Source organism: Arthrobacter sp. KBS0702 (genome assembly GCF_005937985.2).
Lineage (GTDB): Bacteria > Actinomycetota > Actinomycetes > Actinomycetales > Micrococcaceae > Arthrobacter.
On the sequence record NZ_CP042172.1, the window covers coordinates 1,474,487 to 1,493,599 of the forward strand.

Annotated in this window: 15 protein-coding genes; 7 read left to right on the plus strand and 8 right to left on the minus strand. The window is 68.0% G+C overall.

The genetic code is table 11. From position 1 onward, the window contains the following. Positions 1-50: 50 nt before the first annotated feature. The 5 genes from FFF93_RS06720 to FFF93_RS06740 form a co-directional block, all read right to left on the minus strand. Positions 51-479 (minus strand): OsmC family protein, encoded by a 429-nt coding sequence (locus FFF93_RS06720; protein ID WP_138769602.1) that lies wholly within the window; start codon positions 477-479, stop codon positions 51-53. 198 nt (positions 480-677) lie between these two features. Beyond that, positions 678-1,046 carry a hypothetical protein gene (locus tag FFF93_RS06725; protein ID WP_138769601.1) on the minus strand — a complete coding sequence of 123 codons (369 nt, stop codon included), beginning with the start codon at positions 1,044-1,046 and terminating at the stop codon, positions 678-680. 96 nt (positions 1,047-1,142) lie between these two features. Further along, complete coding sequence (gene sucB / locus FFF93_RS06730; RefSeq protein WP_138769600.1) at positions 1,143-2,912, minus strand: 2-oxoglutarate dehydrogenase, E2 component, dihydrolipoamide succinyltransferase; 1,770 nt, start codon at positions 2,910-2,912, stop codon at positions 1,143-1,145. A 126-nt stretch (positions 2,913-3,038) separates the two neighbouring features. Beyond that, positions 3,039-4,424, minus strand: coding sequence for a dihydrolipoyl dehydrogenase (lpdA, locus tag FFF93_RS06735; RefSeq protein ID WP_138769599.1), 1,386 nt, complete (start codon positions 4,422-4,424; stop codon positions 3,039-3,041). Positions 4,425-4,686: 262 nt separating this feature from the next. After that, on the minus strand, positions 4,687-6,213 hold the full coding sequence (locus FFF93_RS06740; protein WP_138769598.1) for a leucyl aminopeptidase: 1,527 nt from the start codon (positions 6,211-6,213) through the stop codon (positions 4,687-4,689). 307 nt (positions 6,214-6,520) lie between these two features. On the opposite strand from FFF93_RS06740, the gene FFF93_RS06745 reads away from it, so the two are divergent. From FFF93_RS06745 to FFF93_RS06760, 4 genes are all read left to right on the plus strand, one after another. Next, on the plus strand, positions 6,521-7,459 hold the full coding sequence (locus FFF93_RS06745; RefSeq protein WP_138769597.1) for a proteasome assembly chaperone family protein: 939 nt from the start codon (positions 6,521-6,523) through the stop codon (positions 7,457-7,459). Positions 7,460-7,493: 34 nt separating this feature from the next. Continuing rightward, complete coding sequence (locus FFF93_RS06750) at positions 7,494-8,825, plus strand: nitrate/nitrite transporter (RefSeq protein ID WP_138769596.1); 1,332 nt, start codon at positions 7,494-7,496, stop codon at positions 8,823-8,825. Positions 8,826-8,938: 113 nt separating this feature from the next. Then, positions 8,939-10,306, plus strand: coding sequence for a DUF4192 family protein (locus FFF93_RS06755; RefSeq protein ID WP_138769595.1), 1,368 nt, complete (start codon positions 8,939-8,941; stop codon positions 10,304-10,306). A 277-nt stretch (positions 10,307-10,583) separates the two neighbouring features. After that, a complete protein-coding gene (locus tag FFF93_RS06760) occupies positions 10,584-11,918 on the plus strand; it encodes an RNA polymerase sigma factor (protein ID WP_138769594.1) in 1,335 nt (444 codons plus the stop codon). A gap of 188 nt (positions 11,919-12,106) precedes the next feature. On the opposite strand, the gene FFF93_RS06765 is transcribed toward FFF93_RS06760, so the two are convergent. Then, positions 12,107-12,328 (minus strand): hypothetical protein, encoded by a 222-nt coding sequence (locus FFF93_RS06765; RefSeq protein WP_138769593.1) that lies wholly within the window; start codon positions 12,326-12,328, stop codon positions 12,107-12,109. A 229-nt stretch (positions 12,329-12,557) separates the two neighbouring features. On the opposite strand from FFF93_RS06765, the gene FFF93_RS06770 reads away from it, so the two are divergent. Then, positions 12,558-14,666 carry a type IIA DNA topoisomerase subunit B gene (locus FFF93_RS06770; protein ID WP_138769592.1) on the plus strand — a complete coding sequence of 703 codons (2,109 nt, stop codon included), beginning with the start codon at positions 12,558-12,560 and terminating at the stop codon, positions 14,664-14,666. A gap of 69 nt (positions 14,667-14,735) precedes the next feature. Here FFF93_RS06770 and FFF93_RS06775 read toward each other — a convergent pair whose 3' ends face one another. Next, the gene (locus FFF93_RS06775) at positions 14,736-15,740 is read right to left on the minus strand and encodes a M56 family metallopeptidase (RefSeq protein WP_138769591.1); all 1,005 of its coding nucleotides are present in this window, start codon (positions 15,738-15,740) and stop codon (positions 14,736-14,738) included. 6 nt (positions 15,741-15,746) lie between these two features. Further along, positions 15,747-16,130: a BlaI/MecI/CopY family transcriptional regulator gene (locus tag FFF93_RS06780; protein ID WP_138769590.1), complete on the minus strand. Its 384-nt coding sequence runs from the start codon at positions 16,128-16,130 to the stop codon at positions 15,747-15,749. A gap of 298 nt (positions 16,131-16,428) precedes the next feature. Between FFF93_RS06780 and FFF93_RS06785 the strand changes: the two genes are divergently transcribed. Both FFF93_RS06785 and cydB read left to right on the plus strand, forming a co-directional pair. After that, entirely contained in the window at positions 16,429-18,027 is a 1,599-nt protein-coding gene (locus FFF93_RS06785) for a cytochrome ubiquinol oxidase subunit I (protein WP_138769589.1), read from the plus strand. 33 nt (positions 18,028-18,060) lie between these two features. Continuing rightward, entirely contained in the window at positions 18,061-19,110 is a 1,050-nt protein-coding gene (gene cydB / locus FFF93_RS06790) for a cytochrome d ubiquinol oxidase subunit II (protein ID WP_138769588.1), read from the plus strand. The last annotated feature ends 3 nt before the right edge of the window (positions 19,111-19,113 follow it).

Sequence of the window (19,113 nt, forward strand, 5' to 3'; positions counted from 1 at the left end):
CCCGGGAAATCCGGTGCGGGGGCCTTCGGCGTCCCTGGGGGAGCTGGCTGCTAGGCGGCCAGCGTGGCGTCCAAGGTGATCTTGATGCCGGTCAGGGCCGCCGAAACCGGGCAGCCGGTCTTGGCTTCCTCGGCGATGCGCTGGAAATCCTCTTCGGAGATGCCGGGCACGCGGGCGTTCAGCGTGAGGTGGCTGCCCGTGATGCCGGTGCCGGGCTCGAACGTGACGTCGGCCTTGGTGTTGACTTCCTCAGGTGCGTGGCCCGCCTGCGCCAGCGCGTGGCTGAAGGCCATCGAGAAGCAGGCCGAGTGCGCCGCGGCGATCAGTTCCTCCGGGCTGGTCTTGCCCTCGGCCGCTTCGGCGCGCGCCTTCCAGGTGACGTCGAAGTTGCCGAGGCCGGAGCTGTCCAGGCTGGTGTTGCCCGCCCCCGACATCAGGTCGCCGTTCCATACAGTGTGTGCGGTGCGTGTTGTTGCCATGTCCACTCCTCAGCGTCGTTGAATCAGCGATCCGGTCAGATAGGCGGATCCTGCCGCTCCCATCCTAGGGATTCGGCGCGGCCGCCGCACCCGGTGTCCGCTCTCAGAGGATAGCCTCGACATTCGGGCCGGGCCGGGCTTAACGACGACGGCGACGCACCCGCGCGGGTGCGTCGCCGTCGTTGCGGTGGCCGGAGCCTACTGCCAGAGAGTGGCGATGGCTACGTTGAGCAGCCCCAGGCCGCCGACGCCGTGGGCGAGGCCCTTGGAGACGGCTTCGCCCTTCCTAACCTTCCGGGCGCCAATGAAGGCGAGGACGGCCACGGCCAGGCCAACGGCAAACTTGATGCCGAGCTTGAAGTAGTTGGGGTCGAACTCGGCCGGGTTCTGGTTGTGCAGAATCGGCAGGATTCCCATCATGGCGATGCCGGTGATCAGCTGGACGAAGGCGCCGTCGCGCTGCCGCGGGTGGACCGTCGGGGACTTCATGTTGGCGATCCAGATACCGACCACCATGGAGGCGCCGATGATGTGCAGGAAGAGCAGGAAGTAGAAAAGAATGGTCATGCGCCCTAGCTTAGCGACAAAGTGTCCGTAAATTGCGAAGGGCACCCTCCCTGGCGGGAAGGTGCCCTTCACGCACCAGGACAGGTGCGCTGCAGCCTAGAGGCCGAGGTCGGCTTCGAAGGCGCCTTCCTCAAGGCGCGCCTTCAGCGTCTGCAGGAAGCGTCCTGCGTCGGCGCCATCCACCAGGCGGTGGTCGTACGTCAGGGAGAGGTACATCATCGAACGGATCGCGATCGAGTCGTCGCCGTTCTCATCGGAAACCACCACGGCGCGCTTGACGATCGCTCCGGTGCCAAGGATGGCCACCTGCGGCTGGTTGATGATCGGGGTGTCGAAGAGGGCGCCCACGGAACCGATGTTGGTGATGCTGAAGGTTCCGCCGGAGAGCTCGTCCGGGCCGATCTTGCCATTGCGGGTGCGGTCGGCGACGTCGGCGATCTTGCCGGCCAGGCCGGCCAGGTTCAGGTTGCCGGCGTCGGCGATGACCGGAACCAGCAGGCCCTTGTCCGTATCCACCGCAATCGCCAGGTGCTCGGCGTTGTGGTAGGTGATCTCCTGCTTGTCCTCGTCGTAGGAGGCGTTGACCTTCGGGTGCTGCTTCAGGGCTTCGGCGACAGCCTTGGCGATGAAGGGCAGGAAGGTCAGCTTGGAGCCGTTCTGGGCCTGGAAGGAGTTCTTGGCCTTGGCGCGCAGCTTGGCGACCTTGGTCATGTCCACCTCGTGCACCTGGGTCAACTGGGTGGAGATGTCCAGCGACTCGCGCATGCGGCGGGCAATGACCTGGCGGATGCGCGGGGCCTTCTGCACGGTGCCGCGCAGCGAGGACAGCTCACCCGAAGCGGCGGCCGGGGCCGACGAGGCCGCGGCCGGTGCGGAAGCTGCGGCGGGGGCGGTCTTGGCTTCGGCCGCGGCCAGCACGTCCTGCTTGCGGATGCGGCCGCCGACGCCGGTGCCGGTCAGCGAGGAGATGTCCACGCCCTGCTGGTTGGCGAGCTTGCGGACCAGGGGAGTGACGTAGCCGGACTCGGCCGCCGCCGCGGGTGCGGACGGGGCTGCTGCCTGCTTCGGCGCTTCCTGCTTGGGCGCTTCGGCCGGAGCCGGAGCCTCCTGCTTCGGGGCTTCCTGCTTGGGGGCCTCGGGAGCGGGGGCGGCGGCCGGAGCCGGCGCCTCCTGCTTGGGGGCTTCCTGCTTGGGGGCCTCGGTAGCGGGGGCGGCAGCCGGAGCTGCAGCGCCGGAGCCGATGACGGCGAGGACGGAACCGACCTCGGCCGTTTCGTCTTCGGCGACGCGGATTTCCTGCAGGGTGCCGGCAACCGGGGACGGAATCTCGGTGTCGACCTTGTCGGTCGAAACTTCCAGCAGCGGCTCGTCAACCTCGACGGTGTCACCAATGCTCTTCAGCCAGCGCGTGACGGTACCCTCGGTGACGCTCTCGCCCAGGGCGGGGAGGGTCACTTCGTGGCCTTCGCCGGCCGGGGCCGACTCGGCGGCGGGTGCCTCGGCCGGGGCCGCCTCGGCGGCCGCAGCGGGAGCCTCGGCTTCGGGAGCCGGCGCTTCGGCGGCCGAAGGCGATTCGGCGGGGGCTTCTTCGGCGGCGGGTGCGGCGGTCTCAGTGGAACCGGAGCCGGAGCCGTCGCCGATGCGCACCAGGGGCGCGCCGACCTCGGCGGTCTCGTCTTCGGCGACGAGGATTTCCTCGATCACGCCGGCGATCGGAGAGGGGATCTCGGTGTCTACTTTGTCGGTGGAGACTTCGAGCAGGGGCTCGTCCACCTCTACCCGGTCACCGACCTGCTTGAGCCAGCGGGTGACGGTTCCTTCGGTGACGCTCTCACCGAGGGCGGGCAAGTTAACGGATTCAGACATGTCGTCCCCGTTCTCCTTATTGATCTTTGGTGCGGATGGTTGCTGCCTGGTTCGAGCTTAGTGCACCCGGCTTTTCCGGCCGGATGCACTAAGCACGATGGTCTTGCGATGGTGCGGGCGGAACTGCTACCCGTGCAGGGGCTTCCCGGCGAGGGCCAGGTGGGCTTCGCCGAGGGACTCGTTCTGCGTCGGGTGGGCGTGCACCAGCTGGGCCACGTCCTCCGGGTAGGCTTCCCAGTTCACGATCAGCTGGGCCTCGCCGATCTGCTCGCCCATGCGGGCGCCGATCATGTGGACGCCGACGACGGGGCCGTCCTTCTGGCGGACCAGCTTGACCAGGCCGGACGTGCCCAGGATAGAGCTCTTGCCGTTGCCGGCGAGGTTGTATTCCTGGGTTTCAATCTGGTCGTCACCGAACTTGGCCTTGGCGGCCTTTTCGGTGTAGCCCACGGTCGCGATCTCCGGCTCGGAGTACGTGACCTTGGGGATGTTGACGTCTTCCACCACGACGGGCTTGAGGCCGGCGATCTCCTCGGCCACGAAGATGCCCTGCTGGTAGCCGCGGTGTGCGAGCTGGACGCCCGGGACGATGTCGCCCACGGCGTAGATGTTGCCGACGCCGGTGTGCAGGCGTTCGTTGGTGATGACGAAACCGCGGTCGATCGTCAGTCCGGCCTCTTCGTAGCCGAGGTTGGCCGTGACCGGGCCGCGGCCGACGGCGACCAGCATGAGGTCGGCTTCGAACGTCTTGCCGTCCACGAGGGTGACCTTGACGCCGTCGTCGTTCTGCTCAACGCCCTGGAAGAAGACGCCAGTGGAGAACTTGATGCCGCGCTTCTTGAAGGCGCGTTCGAAGTTCTTGACGATCGTCGCGTCCTCGTTCGGGACGAGGGACGGCAGGCCTTCGACGATGGTGACGTCGACGCCGAAGGACTTCCAGACCGAGGCGAACTCGACGCCGATCACGCCGCCGCCGAGGATGATGGCGCTCTTCGGGATGAAGTCCATGGTGAGGGCTTCGTCGGAGGTGATGACCTTGCCGCCGATTTCCAGGCCGGGCAGGGTGCGGGAGTACGAGCCGGTCGCGAGGACGATGTTTTTGCCCTTGTACGCGGTGCCGTTCACGACGACGGTGTCGGTGCCCTGGAGCTTGCCCTCGCCCTCAATGACGGTGATGCCCTTTTTGCCCTTGATGAGTCCCTGGAGGCCCTTGAACTTGCCGGCAATGATGCCGTCCTTGTACGTGTTGACGGCGTTGATGTCGATGCTGTCCAGGGTCACGTTGACGCCGTACTTGGCGGAGTCACGGGCGTGGTCGGCCAGTTCCGCGGAGTGCAGCAGGGCCTTGGTGGGGATGCAGCCGTTGTGCAGGCAGGTGCCGCCGAGCTTTCCCTTTTCGATGAGGCCGACCGTAAGGCCGAGCTGGACGGCGCGGAGCGCAGTTGCGTAGCCGCCGCTGCCGCCACCGAGTACCAGGATGTCGAATTCTTGCGCAGTTGCCTGATCGGCCACTAAAACGCTCCCTCGCGTGAACGATGACACGAGAGTACGCATCATCTGGTCTTGGAACTGTCTGCCGTGATTATGCCAGCAGGCCGGTTCCCTTTCGTTTGGAATTACTTCTGTGAAGCTAATTGCTTTGAAACTACGGTTCACCTTAGCGAACCACTAATACATGCTCCACCTTGCCGTGGCGTTTGTGGAGCGCTTGTGTCCAGTGTCACGCGGCCTTGTGGCCGGGGTATCAGCCCCGGCCACAAGGCCGCGACCCTGACTAGACGGCCGTGGCGAGAATGTCCTCGACATAGGCCACCAGGGTCCGCACGGTGCAGCCGGTGCCCTGCTTGTGGTTGTAGCCGTAGGGGCTGCCGCTGTTGAACGACGGGCCGGCGATGTCGATGTGGGCCCACGGGATCTGCTCCCCGTCCTTGCCCTTGCCGACGAATTCGCGCAGGAAGACGGCGGCCGTCATCATGCCGCCGTGGCGTTCGCCGATGTTGGCGATGTCCGCGACCTGCGAGTCCAGGCTGGGGCGCAGCTCCTCGGGCAGCGGCATCGGCCAGACAAGCTCGCCGGCGCGGTCCGCGGCGGCCTTGAGCGCGCCGGTGACGGATTCGGAACCCATCACGCCGGCGGTGCGGTCGCCCAGGGCAATAAGCTGCGCGCCGGTGAGGGTGGCGACGTCGATGATCGCGTCCGGGTACTCCTGGCTGGCGGCAACGATGCCGTCCGCCATAACCAGGCGGCCCTCGGCGTCGGTGTTCAGGACCTCGACGGTCTTGCCGCCGAAGATGGTGAGCACGTCGGCGGGACGCTGGGCGGCCCCGGAAGGCATGTTTTCCGCGATGCACAGCCAGGCGGTGGCCTTGACCGGCAGGCCCAGTTCGGCCAGGGCCAGGACGGTGTTCAGCACGACGGCGGCACCGGCCATGTCGGACTTCATCTCGCCCATGCCCAGGTGCGGCTTGAGCGAGATTCCGCCCGTGTCGAAGGTGATGCCCTTGCCCACGAGGGCGATCTTGGCCGTGGCCTTGGCCGGGGCGTATTCGACCTTGACCAGGCGCGGCTGCCGGGTGGAGCCTTTGCCGACGCCGAGGATGCCGCCGAAGCCGTCCTTCTCCAGGCGCTTCTCGTCCCAGACGGTGACCTTGACCGGCAGGCCCTTGGCCAGTTCCTTGGCGGCGTCGGCGAACGATTCGGGGAAGAGGTGGCTCGGCGGCTGGTTGACCAGCGTGCGGGTGGCGTTGACGGCCTTGCCGATCAGGGCGGCGCGCTCGAGCACGGGAGCGAGTGCCTTGTCCGCGGCAAAGTCGGTGAGGATGCGGACATTCTTCACCGGGTCCTTGATGCTGTCCTTGGCGGTGCGGTACTCGTTGAAGGAGTAGGCGCCCATCGCGGCGCCTTCGGCGACGGCCGCGACCGCGGCGAGGTTCGGCGTCGGCAGGGCGAGCGTGACGGTGGCGACGCCGGCGAGCTGGCGCACGGCCGAGCCGGCAGCCCGGCGCAGTGCTTCCTCGGAGAGCGGGGTGCCCGCGGCGACCTTGCCGACGCCGGCCAGGACCAGGACGGAGGCGCCGGCCTCAGGCAGGCCGGGGAGGCGGTGCGCCTGGTCGGCGGCGCCGGTGAGGCCAAGAACGGCCAGGGACTCGGCGAGCGCCTCGGCCGCCTTGGCCGACAGCGGGTTCTCGAGCAGCACGGGGCCGTCGGTGCCCTGGCCCACGCCCACGACGAGGGCGTCGGAGGGCGACTTCTTCAAGTCTCCGGCGATCGCACTCAGTTTGACTTCGGTATTCTTGACCACGAGGACAGTCCTCAATTCTCTGTAATTTTTCGGCAGGAACTGCATGTTCGGCGCCCTGCCACGGGTACCTGAGCCACCGTCGCCATGGCACGCGATCCGGTGTCTGCAAGGCCATCTATAAGGCCAGCTCCGATCGTAGTCTGTCCCCGGCGCCGGAGTTCAATTTAATGAGAGCTGGACCACAGTCGCGGCAGGAATTACCCCGGCCGGCGGGGCGTTGTAGCAGGTATCGGCACGTCGGCACCCCTTGGGGGCCCGCCCCTTGGCTTCGCCGCCCCTCGACCTGCTACTGCGAAAGGAACATGCCGTGATGGAACGGATTTCCGGCTCCCTGCTGGACCCCCAAACCCTTTACGTCCGTGATGACGCGCTGTTCCGCAGCCCCGAGCTGCGCGGGCTCAACCTGCTGATGGGCTTCACCGGCTTCGCCGATGCGGGCCACGTCGTCAAACAGATCACCGCTGAACTGCTTGACACCCTCGACTCCGAGCTGGTCGCCGAGTTCGACGCCGACCAGCTGATGGACTACCGGTCGCGGCGGCCGCAGGTGAGCTTCGTCGAAGACCACCTGCAGGACTACCAGGCCCCGCGCCTGGCCCTGTACCGCCTGCAGGACGGGCTCGGGAAGCCGTTCCTGCTGCTGGCCGGGTTCGAACCGGACCTGCAGTGGGAGCGCTTCGCCCGCGCCGTGGTGGGCATCGTGGAGGAACTTGACGTCAATCTGGCGGCCTGGATCCACTCCATCCCGATGCCGGTGCCACACACCCGCCCGGTGGGGGTCACCGTGCACGGCAACCGGCCGGAACTGATCGAGGGGATCTCCGTCTGGAAGCCGACCGTCGAGGTGCCGGCCGCCATCGGCCACGTCCTCGAACTGCGTCTGGTCGAGGCAGGACGGAACATCGCCGGCTACGTGATCCATGTCCCGCATTACCTGGCCGAGGCCGAATACCCCACGGCCGCTGTCGCCGGCCTGGAATACCTCGGCGCGGCGACCTCGCTGATGCTCCCCACGGACCGGCTCCGCGAAGCGGGCCGCGAAGTCGGCCGGCAGATCGCCGAGCAGATCGACGCGTCCGAGGAAGTCCAGCAGGTCGTCTCCCGTCTGGAAACCCGGTACGACGAAAAGGCCGAGGGCACGGTGCGCCGCTCCCTGCTCGCAGACGAGAATGACCAGCTCCCGAACGCCGACGCACTCGGCGCCGCCGTCGAGGCCTACCTGGCCCGTAAAGAACCCGGCGAATAAATACTATTTATGACGCTCCGGGCATAATGGGGGAGTGACTTCCCCCCGCGCCTGGCTGATCTGGATCATCGGGGTCTTCGCGTACCTGGTGGCGGTCAGCCAGCGCACCTCCTTCGGCGTCGTTGGCCTCGAGGCCACTGCCCGCTTCCATGCCAGCGCCGCCGAAATCTCCTTCTTCACCGTGCTGCAGCTGCTGGTCTACGCAGCCCTGCAGATCCCGGTGGGAGTGCTGGTGGACCGCTTCGGCTCACGCGCCATGATCGCCGGCGGCGCCCTGCTGATGGGCTTCGGCCAGCTCCAGCTGGCCTTCGCCGACAGCATCCCCGGCGGTGTGCTGGGCCGCGTGCTGGTGGGTGCCGGCGACGCCATGACCTTCGTCTCCGTGATCCGGCTGATCCCGCTCTGGTTCGCACCGTCCCGGGTGCCGCTGCTCACCCAGCTGACCGGCATGTCCGGCCAGCTGGGACAGCTGTTTTCCGTGGTGCCGTTCGCGCTGATCCTGCACTCCGCGGGCTGGACGCCGGCGTTCCTGACATTGGCCGCCATGTCCGGGCTCGCCGTCGTGCTGGTGGTGCTGCTGTTGCAGGACGTGCCGCCTGGCCACCCTGCTCCGGACCCCTCGCAGGGGCTTCGCGCCACCGGGGTGTCGTTGTCCCGGGCCTGGCGGCAACCGGGTACCCGGCTGGGCCTCTGGAGCCACTTCACCGTGCAGTTCAGCGGCACCGTTTTCGCGATGACCTGGGGCTACCCTTTCCTGATTTCGGCGCAGGGGCTGGACACCGGAACGGTGTCTGCCCTGATGGCGCTGTACGTGGCCGCCGCGATTGCCGCCGGGCCGCTGATGGGCAGCTTCGTGGCCCGCCACCCGCTGCGCCGCTCCACGATGGTGCTGCTGATCTCCGGGGCCACCGCAGTGGCATGGGCCGCGGTGCTGCTCCAGCCGGCCCGCTCGCCGCTCTGGTTGCTGGCCGGGCTGGTGGTGGTCCTGGCTGTCGGCGGCCCCGGCTCAATGATCGGCTTCGACTTCGCCAGGACCTTTAACCCCGCCCACCGGATCGGAACCGCCACGGGGATCGTGAACGTGGGCGGCTTCATCGCCGCGCTGCTGTCCATCTTCCTGATTGGCCTGGCCCTGGACGGGCTGCACCTGGCCGGGCTTTCGCCGGAGGGGCTCTACAGCCTGGGCGCGTTCCGGCTCGCGTTGAGCGTGCAGTTCCTGCTTCTGCTGGCGGGTGCCACGGCCATCCTGATCACCCGACGGAAGGTGCGCCGTCAGATGGCGGCGCAGGGCGTGGTGGTGCCGCCGCTGCTCCAGTCGCTGGCCCGGCAGCGCCGGCTCGTCGCCGAGCGCCGGCGCACCCCCTGACCGCGGCTCTTCTCCGCGTTTGTCCACATAGCGCGTTTGTCCACATAGCGCGTTTATCCACATAGGAAGCACCGGGCCTGACTGCCGCTGCCGGGGCGGGCGAAGCTGGGGCTATGACAGCCCCCGACCATCTAAAGATCACCGGTCCCGAGGACATCCTCGGCTTCATCCCGCATTCGCTGGGCTACTGGCCGGTCAACAGCCTCGTGGCCATGACGCTGCAGGGGAAGCGGCTCGGCGCCACCCTGCGCGTCGACCTCCCGGAGCCCTCCCGCTGCCGAGGGCCCGCGCTGGCCGCTTTTGCGCGGACAATCCGCGACTACCTTGAGGCCGATGAGGAGGCCGACGGCACCCTGCTGGCGGTCTTCGCCGGGCAGCCGGGGGAGGACATCGCCGACGGCGGCCCGCCGGACGGCGCTCCCGGAACAGATGGCTCCGACCCCGATGCCGGCGACTCCGGCTCTCCCGCACTGGCCCGGCTGCTGCGCGAACTGGAGCGAACCCTCGGTGCGGCGGGACTGCCGGTGCGGGATGCCTGGCTGATCGGGGAGCGGTACTGGCGCAACGCCCACTGCACCGACCCCTCCTGCTGCGCTCCGCCTGGCCGGCCGATCGAAGAAATCAGGAACAGCCCGCTCAACGCCGAGCTGGTCTTCCGGGGCAGCAGCGTGGGTGCCGCCCCCGGCCTTCCCGCCCCGGCGGGCACAACGGCGCAGGACGCGCCGGCCGCGCTGGAGGCCGAGGAACGCTGGGCGCAGGAATTTTCGGGCCGGTGGCGGGACCGGACGCAGTTCCAAACGGTGCTCGGTCTCTGGGAGCGTGTGCTGGATGCCGCCGGGCGCCCGGCGGCATCGGCCGCATCCGGGCAGCAGCCCGGAGTGCTGCCTGCCGCCCTGCCGCCCAACCTCGCCGGATACCTGCGGGCCACCCTGTGCGTGACGTCGTGGCGGGACGCGGTCCTCGTGATGGCCGCCGCCGGGCGCGCCGCCGCTGAGGCCGGGGCTGAGGAGTTCGGCGTGTTCGACGGCGGCCCGGGCACGCCCGCCGCGCTGCCCGAACTCGACGGCTTCCCCCCAGTTGCGCCAGCAGCCGTCACGGCGCCCGGTGCGCCGGGGGACGCCGTGGCGGGCAGGGAAGCTTCCGAGGCCGGGGCGGTTCCGGGTTACGGGGAGGTGCTGCTGGGCCTGGCGCCGCCGACGCCCGACTGGGCGCGCCTGGCCGGCCTCGACCGGGTTCTCGTCCGCCTCGGAGGCTGCGGCGGCGGCGAAGCCCGGGCCGCGGCCCTCACTGGCCGGGGCTGGATTGAATGGTGCCGCGGCCGCGGGTCGTTCGCCGACGCACTGTTCACCGCCGCCGGCACAGCCCAGCCCGGCTACCGGCTGGCCGAATTGCTGGCCGAGCTGGGCCGCCGCGGAACCTTGTGCGGCTGGGCGAGGCGGAGGGACGCTGCCTGGCAGAAGTTCGACCCGGACGCCGCCTGAACCCCGGCGGCCAGATGTGCCATATTGCGCGGCGGCGGCGTCTCCGAGGCCCCCGATCCGGAAAATCGTGAGACAATGGTTGGCGAGACCCGGTTGGGTCCGTGGATTGAGTGCGAGTAAAGAACCTTGGAAACAGGGAACATTACGGTCGCTCCGGCAGTTCTACTAAGTGGCTCTGCTGGTCGTGATTGCGCTTGATGTCAAACACGGACTTGACAGGGTCATAGTGGTGTTGCCCTTATGGCGATTCCACAGACCGCTGCTAGAAAGGTTTTCTGTGACCCCGTCTTCCGCGAAGAAGGAACCCGCCGACCAGGCCGTATTGTCTCCCGAGGAGAAGAAGGCGGCGGCAAACGCCAAGCGTGCCGCCACGCGTGCAGCCAACAAGGCTGCAAAAGACGCAGCCTCCGCCGCGGGCGATGACTCCGCCACGGGAGTCGCCAAGCCTGAGCCCAAGAAGCGCGGGCCAAAGCCCGGCGCCAAAGCCGCGGCCGAAGCCGCCAGCAAGTCCCGAGACGAGGACTCCGACGACGTTGAGGTCGACGAGGAACTCGATGACGTGACCCCCGACGCCGCCGAGCTCGGCGAAGACGGCGAAGAGGTAGCAGGCAAGGCGGCAGCAGCCACCACCGGCTCCGGCTTCGTCTACTCCGATGCCGACGACGACGACGCCCCGGTGCAGCAGGTCATGTCCGCCGGTGCCACCGCCGATCCGGTCAAGGACTACCTGAAGCAGATCGGCAAGGTCGCCCTGCTGAACGCCGAGCAGGAAGTGGACCTCGCCCTGCGCATTGAGGCAGGCCTCTTTGCCGAGGAGAAGATCGCGGCTGACGACGGCTCCATGGACCCGAAGCTCAGGCGTGAACTCGAATTCGTCATCCACGACGGCAAGCGCGCCAAGAACCACCTGCTGGAAGCCAACCTCCGCCTCGTGGTCTCCCTGGCCAAGCGCTACACCGGCCGCGGCATGCTCTTCCTGGACCTCATCCAGGAAGGCAACCTGGGCCTGATCCGTGCGGTCGAGAAGTTCGACTACACCAAGGGCTTCAAGTTCTCCACCTACGCCACCTGGTGGATCCGCCAAGCCATCACCCGCGCCATGGCAGACCAGGCCCGCACCATCCGCATCCCGGTGCACATGGTGGAAGTCATCAACAAGCTCGCCCGCGTCCAGCGCCAGATGCTGCAGGACCTCGGCCGCGAACCCACCCCGGAAGAGCTGGCCCTTGAGCTGGACATGACCCCGGAGAAGGTTGTCGAGGTCCAGAAGTACGGCCGCGAACCGATCTCGCTGCACACCCCGCTGGGTGAAGACGGCGACTCCGAGTTCGGTGACCTGATCGAGGACTCCGAGGCAGTCGTTCCGGCCGATGCCGTGAGCTTCACCCTGCTGCAGGAGCAGCTGCACTCTGTCCTGGACACGCTCTCCGAGCGCGAGGCCGGCGTCGTCGCGATGCGCTTCGGGCTGACCGACGGCCAGCCGAAGACTTTAGACGAAATCGGAAAGGTCTACGGCGTCACGCGCGAGCGCATCCGCCAGATCGAATCGAAGACCATGTCCAAGCTGCGCCATCCCTCCCGCTCGCAGGTCCTGCGGGATTACCTGGACTAAGCACCGCCTCAGGCGACGCGGGGTCGGTCCCCGCCCAAGATCTACGGATCCACGGGCGGGAACCGGCCCCGCGTTCCTGCTTAAGCCGCAGCGTCACCCCGGCAGCCTGAACCCCGCAGCGTGAGTTATCGCGGGCGTTAACGCAGAAGGACCCCTCCGCAACGGAGGGGCCCTTCTTGAGTGGACGTCTAGCCGACCGGAACCGGTGCCTTCTCGTTGAGGCGGCCCGTCTCGTCGTGCCAGTCGGAACTGAGCGGGCGAAGGTTCGGTTCAACGGCGCGTGCGTGGTGAGCGCAGAAGAGCAGTTCACCGCCGGAGGCTCCGAGAACAACCCGGACGTATGCCTGAGCTCCGCAACGGTCGCACCGGTCAACGGTGGTGAGTGTGCGGTCCGCAACTGCTGTTGTCATGTTCGGCCTCCTTAGTAGATCGATACATCTATATAACCAGTATTCGCAGACATTCCATGGCAAGGATGGGCCACTTTCGCTGTCCGCGTATCACGGCTCAATAACGGCCCCGGCGGCGATGGCCGCCGGCTTGTCCCGTGGGGGGAGTGGCAACCCGGCGTCGGGCCGCAAGCCGACTAACCTAGGAAGAGCGTCTTTTACGTTCCATCCCTGAAGGAGTTTCCGACCCGTGGCCCCAAGTTCTGATTACACCGCCCGGCATCTCTCCGTGCTGGAAGGCCTCGAGGCCGTCCGCAAGCGCCCGGGCATGTACATCGGCTCCACCGACTCCCGCGGTCTGATGCACTGCCTCTGGGAGATTATCGACAACTCGGTCGACGAAGCCCTCGCCGGCTTCGGCCACGACATCAAGATCATCCTGCATGCGGACAACTCGGTGGAGATCCACGACGACGGCCGCGGCATCCCGATCGACGTCGAACCCAAGACCGGGCTCACCGGCGTCGAGGTCGTCTTCACCAAGCTGCACGCCGGCGGAAAGTTCGGCGGCGGTTCCTACACTGCTTCCGGCGGCCTGCACGGCGTCGGCGCCTCGGTCGTGAACGCCCTGTCCTCCCGGCTGGACGTCGAAGTGGACCGCGGCGGGAAGACCTACAAGATGTCCTTCCGCCGGGGCGAGCCGGGCCGCTTCAAGGACCCGGGCACCAAACCGGACCCCGCCGCCGTCTTCGAGCCCTTCGTCGACGGTTCCGTGCTCGACGTCATCGGCAAGGCCAAGCGCGGCGTCACCGGCACCCGGATCCGCTACTGGGCCGACCGGCAGATCTTCACCCCGGACGCGAAGTTCTCCTACGACGAGCTCGCCGCCCGCGCCCGGCAGACCTCCTTCCTGGTCCCCGGGCTTAAGCTCACCGTGCGGGACGAGCGCCGGGTCGCCGGCACCCCCGGCGAGTCCGGCCCGCACGAGGAGGTGTTCCACCACGACGGCGGCATCTCCGAGTTCGTCGAGTTCCTCGCCGCCGACCCGGCCGTTACCGACGTCTGGCGGCTGCACGGCGCCGGCAAGTTCAAGGAAACAGTCCCCGTCCTGGACGAACGCGGCCACAGCCAGCTGGCCGAGGTGGAGCGAGACTGTGAGGTGGACGTCGCCCTCCGCTGGGGCATCGGCTACGACAGCACGGTCCGCAGCTTCGTGAACATCATCTCCACCCCCAAGGGCGGCACGCACCAGTCCGGCTTCGAGCAGGCGCTGCTCAAGACCTTCCGCAAGGCCGTGGAAACCAACGCCCGCAAGCTCAAGGCCGGCAATGACAAGATCGAAAAGGACGACATCTTTGCCGGGCTGACAGCCGTGCTCACGGTCCGCCTCGCCGAACCGCAGTTCGAGGGCCAGACCAAGGAGATCCTCGGCACCTCCGCCGTCCGGGCCATTGTGGCCAAGGTGGTGGAGCAGGAGATCAACGCCAAGCTCGCCTCGTCCAACCGCAACGACAAGGCCCAGTCGGCGCTGCTGCTGGAAAAGGTCGTCAGCGAGATGAAGTCCCGTATCTCGGCCCGCGTCCACAAGGAGACGCAGCGCCGCAAGAACGCGCTGGAGACCTCCTCGATGCCGACCAAGCTCGCGGACTGCCGGACGGACGACGTCGGACGCTCGGAGCTGTTCATCGTGGAAGGTGACTCCGCCCTCGGCACCGCCAAGCTGGCCCGCTCCTCCGACTTCCAGGCGCTGCTGCCGATCCGCGGCAAGATCCTGAACGTCCAGAAGGCCTCCGTGGGGGACATGCTCTCCAACGCCGAGTGCGCCGCCCTGATCCAGGTGGTCGGCGCCGGCTCGGGCCGCAGCTTCGACATCAGTGCGGCCCGCTACGGCAAGGTCATCCTGATGACCGACGCCGACGTCGACGGCGCGCACATCCGGACCCTGCTGCTGACCCTGTTCTTCCGCTACATGCGCCCGATGATTGACGAGGGCCGCGTCTTCGCCGCCGTCCCGCCACTGCACCGGGTGGAGGTCATCAACGCCGGCCAGAAGGCCAACGAGATGATCTACACGTACTCGGAGGCGGAACTGCACGTGCTGCTGGCCCGGCTCGCCAAGGAAGGCAAGCGGTACAAGGAGCCGATCCAGCGCTACAAGGGCCTGGGCGAAATGGACGCGGAGCAGCTGGCCGAAACCACGATGGACCCGCGGCACCGCACGCTGCGCAAGGTCGGGATCGAGAACGCCAAGCAGGCCGAGGAAACCTTCGACCTGCTGATGGGCTCCGACGTGGCCCCACGCAAGGACTTCATCATTGCCGGGGCCGCGAGCCTGGACCGGGAACGCATCGACGCCTGACCGCCCCCCGGCCCGGCCCCCGGCCCGGCTTCGGGAAGCCGGCCCGGCCGGGAGCCCGGGGACCCCGGTTCAGCCGAGCAGCCCGGGGACGATCAGCAGCGCCGTGGGCACCGCCAGCAGCAGCAGGCAGGCGCCGAGCACCGCGTAGCGCAGCGGCTCCGGCAGCGGCGGCCTGGGGTAGAGCAGCCGGCTGACGCGCGAGGCAGTGGTGGCCGCCGAACCGGCACCGCCGGTGGCTCCGGGCTGGCCGGCGTCGGCCTCCGCACCGGGGTCGCCGAACGCCATCCGGGCTGCGGGCAGCGCCGGGGCAGCAGCCGCCCCGGCGGAGCCGCTCGCCACGATCGCGATCGCCTTGATCAGGGTGGCCCTGCTTTCGGTCTTGAGCGCGACGTCGTCGGCCAGCATCTCGATCAGCGAATTGACCGCCTCCTGGGCCAGCCGGGTGGTCGGCAGCCAGGGCAGGGCCTGCCGCCAGGCTGCGAAGGCCCAGAGCAGCAAGTGGTGCCGCTGGCTCAAGTGCGTGTTTTCGTGGATCAGGACCGCGCGCAGCTCGTCCGGCTCCAAGGCCGCCATCAGGCCGTCCGAGAGTACCGTAACCGAGCGGGCGCCGCCCGGCAGGCAGTACGCCACCGGCGAGTCATGGCTGATCACCATGGTCCGGGGCCCGTCGGCCGAGGGGGAGGCCAGCAGGGCCAGCAACTCGCGGTGGCGCCGGCGCTGGCGCTGGATCTTGTAATAGGTCAGCAGCAGGGTGAAGACCAGGTGGGCGCTCAGCAGCGCAGCGGCGGAGAGCGCGAAGATGTGCCAGAAGCCCAGTGCCGTGGTGGGCTCGTTGCGGAAGACCATGCCCGCCAGCGACCGGAGTCCGGCCAGCAGGTTGTCGCCGACCGGTTCCAGGCCATAGACGAGCATGGCGCCGATCATGGAGAGGCCGCCGGCGAGGGCGATCGTCTGCCAGAGCAGCATTGCCGTAAAGGGGGAACGGGCCGGCCACTGGGCACGGGAGAGCAGGATAGGCACCGGCCACGCCAGTACTATCGCCAGGACCGCCAGAAAATATGAGGTCCAGAACATCCGGTGTTAGCTGTGGTCCAGCAGTTTGCGCAGCGTTTCAGCCTCCGTCGCGGAGACGGAGCCGATAAAGCGCGCCAGCACGGCCTCGCGGTCCGGGGCGGAGCCGAGCACCTCGTGCATCAGTTCCGCTGTGTGGTCGGCGCGGCTGGAAACGGCCTGGTAGCGGTGCGGGCGGGTGCCGCGTTCGCGCTCCACGAGGCCCTTCCGCTCGAGCCGGGAAAGGACGGTCAGCACCGTGGTCACGGCCAGGTCCTTGCCCTCGTGGCCGGAGCCCTCGGGCGACCGGGTGCTCTGCGCCAGCAGGTCCCGCAGGGTGTTCGCCGTCGCAGCCTCCTGGCCTGCCCAGAGCAGGTCCATCACTGCCCGTTCCAGTTCGCCGAGACTTGCCATTCCGTATGTCCTTCGTGAGTGCCGCACGGCGACGTGTCTGCGCCGGACGGTTGCCGAATACTTCAGCTTTAAATTTACCGCGTTTTGCGTCCAGTTTCTACATAAGGTAGAACATGGCCGCCGTGTCCCGCCGGCGCGCCGGGTTCCGCGCCTCCGAGGGGCGGGTGAGCGCTCCATTGCGGGCAGGGGTGCGCCATGTCACGCTGGGTGCAGGAGGGTGCGGATTTGTTCTACACTCTGTAGAAGTTAGTTCTACGCAATGTAGAAAACTCTCGGGAACCTAGCCAAAGGGACTGCCTTGGACGCCTTGGAAATCGCACGCTGGCAATTCGGCATCACCACCGTCTACCACTTTATGATGGTGCCGCTCACGATCGGCCTGGGCCTGGTGGTGGCCGTGATCCAGACACTCTGGTACCGCACCGGCCGGCCCGAGTACCTTCGGATGACCAAGTTCTGGGGCAAGCTCTTCCTGATCAACTTCATCATGGGCGTGGCCACCGGCATCGTCCAGGAATTCCAGTTCGGCATGGCCTGGAGCGAGTACAGCCGCTTCGTCGGGGACGTCTTCGGCGCGCCCCTCGCGATGGAGGCGCTGCTGGCCTTCTTCGTTGAGTCCACCTTCCTGGGCCTCTGGATCTTCGGCTGGAAGCAGCTCAAGCGCGGCGTCCACCTGGCGTGCCTCTGGATCGCGGTCATCGGCTCGGTCTTCTCCGCCTACTTCATCATCGTGGCCAACAGCTGGATGCAGCACCCCGTGGGCGTGGAGATGATCAACGGCCGGCCAGTGATGACCGACGCCTGGGCGGTCTTCACCAACAACACCGCCCTCGTGGCCGTGCCGCACACGCTGTTCGGTGCCCTCGCCGTCGCCGGGGCCTTCCTCCTCGGCATCGCCTGGTACCACCTGTGGCGCCGCCGCCACGACGGCATCGACACGGTCGGCGCCGACGGAAAGGTCATCCCCGGCGAGTCCGCCATCCCGGGCCGGGACCGCGCTGACCACGCCGTCTGGATCCGCTCGCTGCGGATCGGCGCCGTCGTCGCCATGATCTCCTTCGCCGGGACCGCCATCACCGGCGACCTGCAGGGCAAGCTCATGTTTGAGCAGCAGCCCATGAAGATGGCCGCCGCCGAGGCCGCCTGCCACGACGGCACCGGCTTCTCCATCCTGAGCGTCGGCAATGTCGGCTCCAAGAACTGCGACGACGTCGTCGCCGTGATCGAGGTCCCCGGCATCCTGTCCTTCTTGGCCAAGGGCGACTTCAACACCGAGGTCAAGGGCGTGAACAGCCTGCTGGACCAGTACAAGGCGGACTTCGGCACCCACCTGCCGGACAACCCGATCTACGGTGACCGGGCCGGCCAGGAAATCCAGTACGTCCCGGTCATGGAAGTCACCTACTGGGGCTTCCGGATGATGATCGGCTTCGGCGGAGTGGCCGCGCTGGCCGCCCTGGTGGCGCTCTTCCTCACCCGCAAGGGCACCGTGCCCGCCTCCCGCGGCCTGATGCGGCTCGCCGTGTTCGGCATCCTGGCCCCCTTCGGCGCGAACGCCGCCGGCTGGATCTTCACCGAAATGGGCCGGCAGCCCTTTGTGGTGGCGCCCAACCCTGACCTCAGCGGCATCGACCAGGTCGTTATGTTCACCGCGGCGGCGGTCTCCCCGGGAGTCTCCGCCGGGGAACTGCTGACCTCCCTGGTGGTGCTGACCGCCGTGTACGCAGTGTTGCTGGTGGTCGAGGTGAAGCTGCTCGTGAAGTACATCCGCGGCGGCGTCGTGTCCGCGATGCCCGAGCTGGCCCACGCCCCGGCGGACGAAAACGAGGACCAGACCCCGCCCGGCGGTACCCCCGGCAAGCCCGAAGCCGACGACGTCCTGGCCTTCGCCTACTAACGGCACCGAAACAAGCTGCAGAGGAAATTCAGCATGGAACTGCTACCCACCATCTGGTTCATTGCCATCGCGGTGCTGTGGACGGGCTACCTCTTCCTGGAGGGGTTCGACCTGGGCGTCGGCATGCTCATGAAGGGCTTCGCCCGGAACAACACCGAACGCCGCGTGCTGCTCAACACCATCGGCCCGGTCTGGGACGGCAACGAGGTCTGGCTGCTCACCGCCGGCGGCGCCACCTTCGCGGCGTTCCCGCTGTGGTACGCGTCCCTGTTCTCCGCGCTCTACCTGCCGCTGCTGCTGGTCCTGGTCGCCCTGATCTTCCGCGCCGTGGCGTTCGAGTACCGCGGCAAGGTGGACACCCCGCAGTGGCGGGCGCGCTGGGACTGGGCCATCGCCCTGGGTTCCCTGGTCGCCGCGTTCGGGGTAGGGGCCGCGTTGGCGCTGACCACCACGGGACTGCCGCTGAACGCCAACGGTGACCGCGAGGGCGGACCGTTCGCCTGGTTCAGCGCCTACGCCGTGCTGGGCGGCCTCGCTGTCGTCGGCTTCTCGCTGCTGCACGCGCTGGCGTTTCTGGCCTTGAAGACCGACGGCGACGTCCGGCACCGCGCGCGGCAGTGGTTCGTCCGGCTGCTGCCGGCGCTGCTCCTGCCGATTGCCGGCTGGGCGATCGTGCTGCAGCTGCACAGCGGCAAGGCCTGGACCGTCGCCGCCGTCGTCGCCGCCGTCGTGGCCGCCGCACTGGCCTGGAACTTCGCCCGTGGCGGCGCCGAAGGCCGGGCCTTCCTGTCGCTGGGCGTCTTCCTGCTGCTCGGCAGCGCCTCGATCTTCGGCGCGGCCTTCCCGGTGGTGCTGCCCTCGACCCTCAACCCGGACTTCAGCCTGACGGTCGCCAACGCCTCGTCCTCGGACTACACCCTGGGCCTGATGACCATCGTCGCCTGCATCGGCCTGCCGTTGGTCCTGGCCTACCAGGCCTGGACCTACTGGGTGTTCCGCCGCCGGGTCAGCGCCGCCCACATTCCCGAGGCGCACAGCTTCCTACCCGCCGTGGCTGCCAAGGCCCTGGCGCCGAAGGACTAGCTG

Bases quoted from the DNA above. Each gene is read 5' to 3' on its own strand.
- FFF93_RS06720 (WP_138769602.1), bottom strand. From the start codon at position 479: ATGGCAACAACACGCACCGCACACACTGTATGGAACGGCGACCTGATG.
- FFF93_RS06725 (WP_138769601.1), bottom strand. From the start codon at position 1,046: ATGACCATTCTTTTCTACTTCCTGCTCTTCCTGCACATCATCGGCGCC.
- sucB (WP_138769600.1), bottom strand. From the start codon at position 2,912: ATGTCTGAATCCGTTAACTTGCCCGCCCTCGGTGAGAGCGTCACCGAA.
- FFF93_RS06755 (WP_138769595.1), top strand. From the start codon at position 8,939: ATGACAGCCCCCGACCATCTAAAGATCACCGGTCCCGAGGACATCCTC.
- FFF93_RS06765 (WP_138769593.1), bottom strand. From the start codon at position 12,328: ATGACAACAGCAGTTGCGGACCGCACACTCACCACCGTTGACCGGTGC.
- FFF93_RS06775 (WP_138769591.1), bottom strand. From the start codon at position 15,740: ATGTTCTGGACCTCATATTTTCTGGCGGTCCTGGCGATAGTACTGGCG.
- FFF93_RS06780 (WP_138769590.1), bottom strand. From the start codon at position 16,130: ATGGCAAGTCTCGGCGAACTGGAACGGGCAGTGATGGACCTGCTCTGG.
- cydB (WP_138769588.1), top strand. From the start codon at position 18,061: ATGGAACTGCTACCCACCATCTGGTTCATTGCCATCGCGGTGCTGTGG.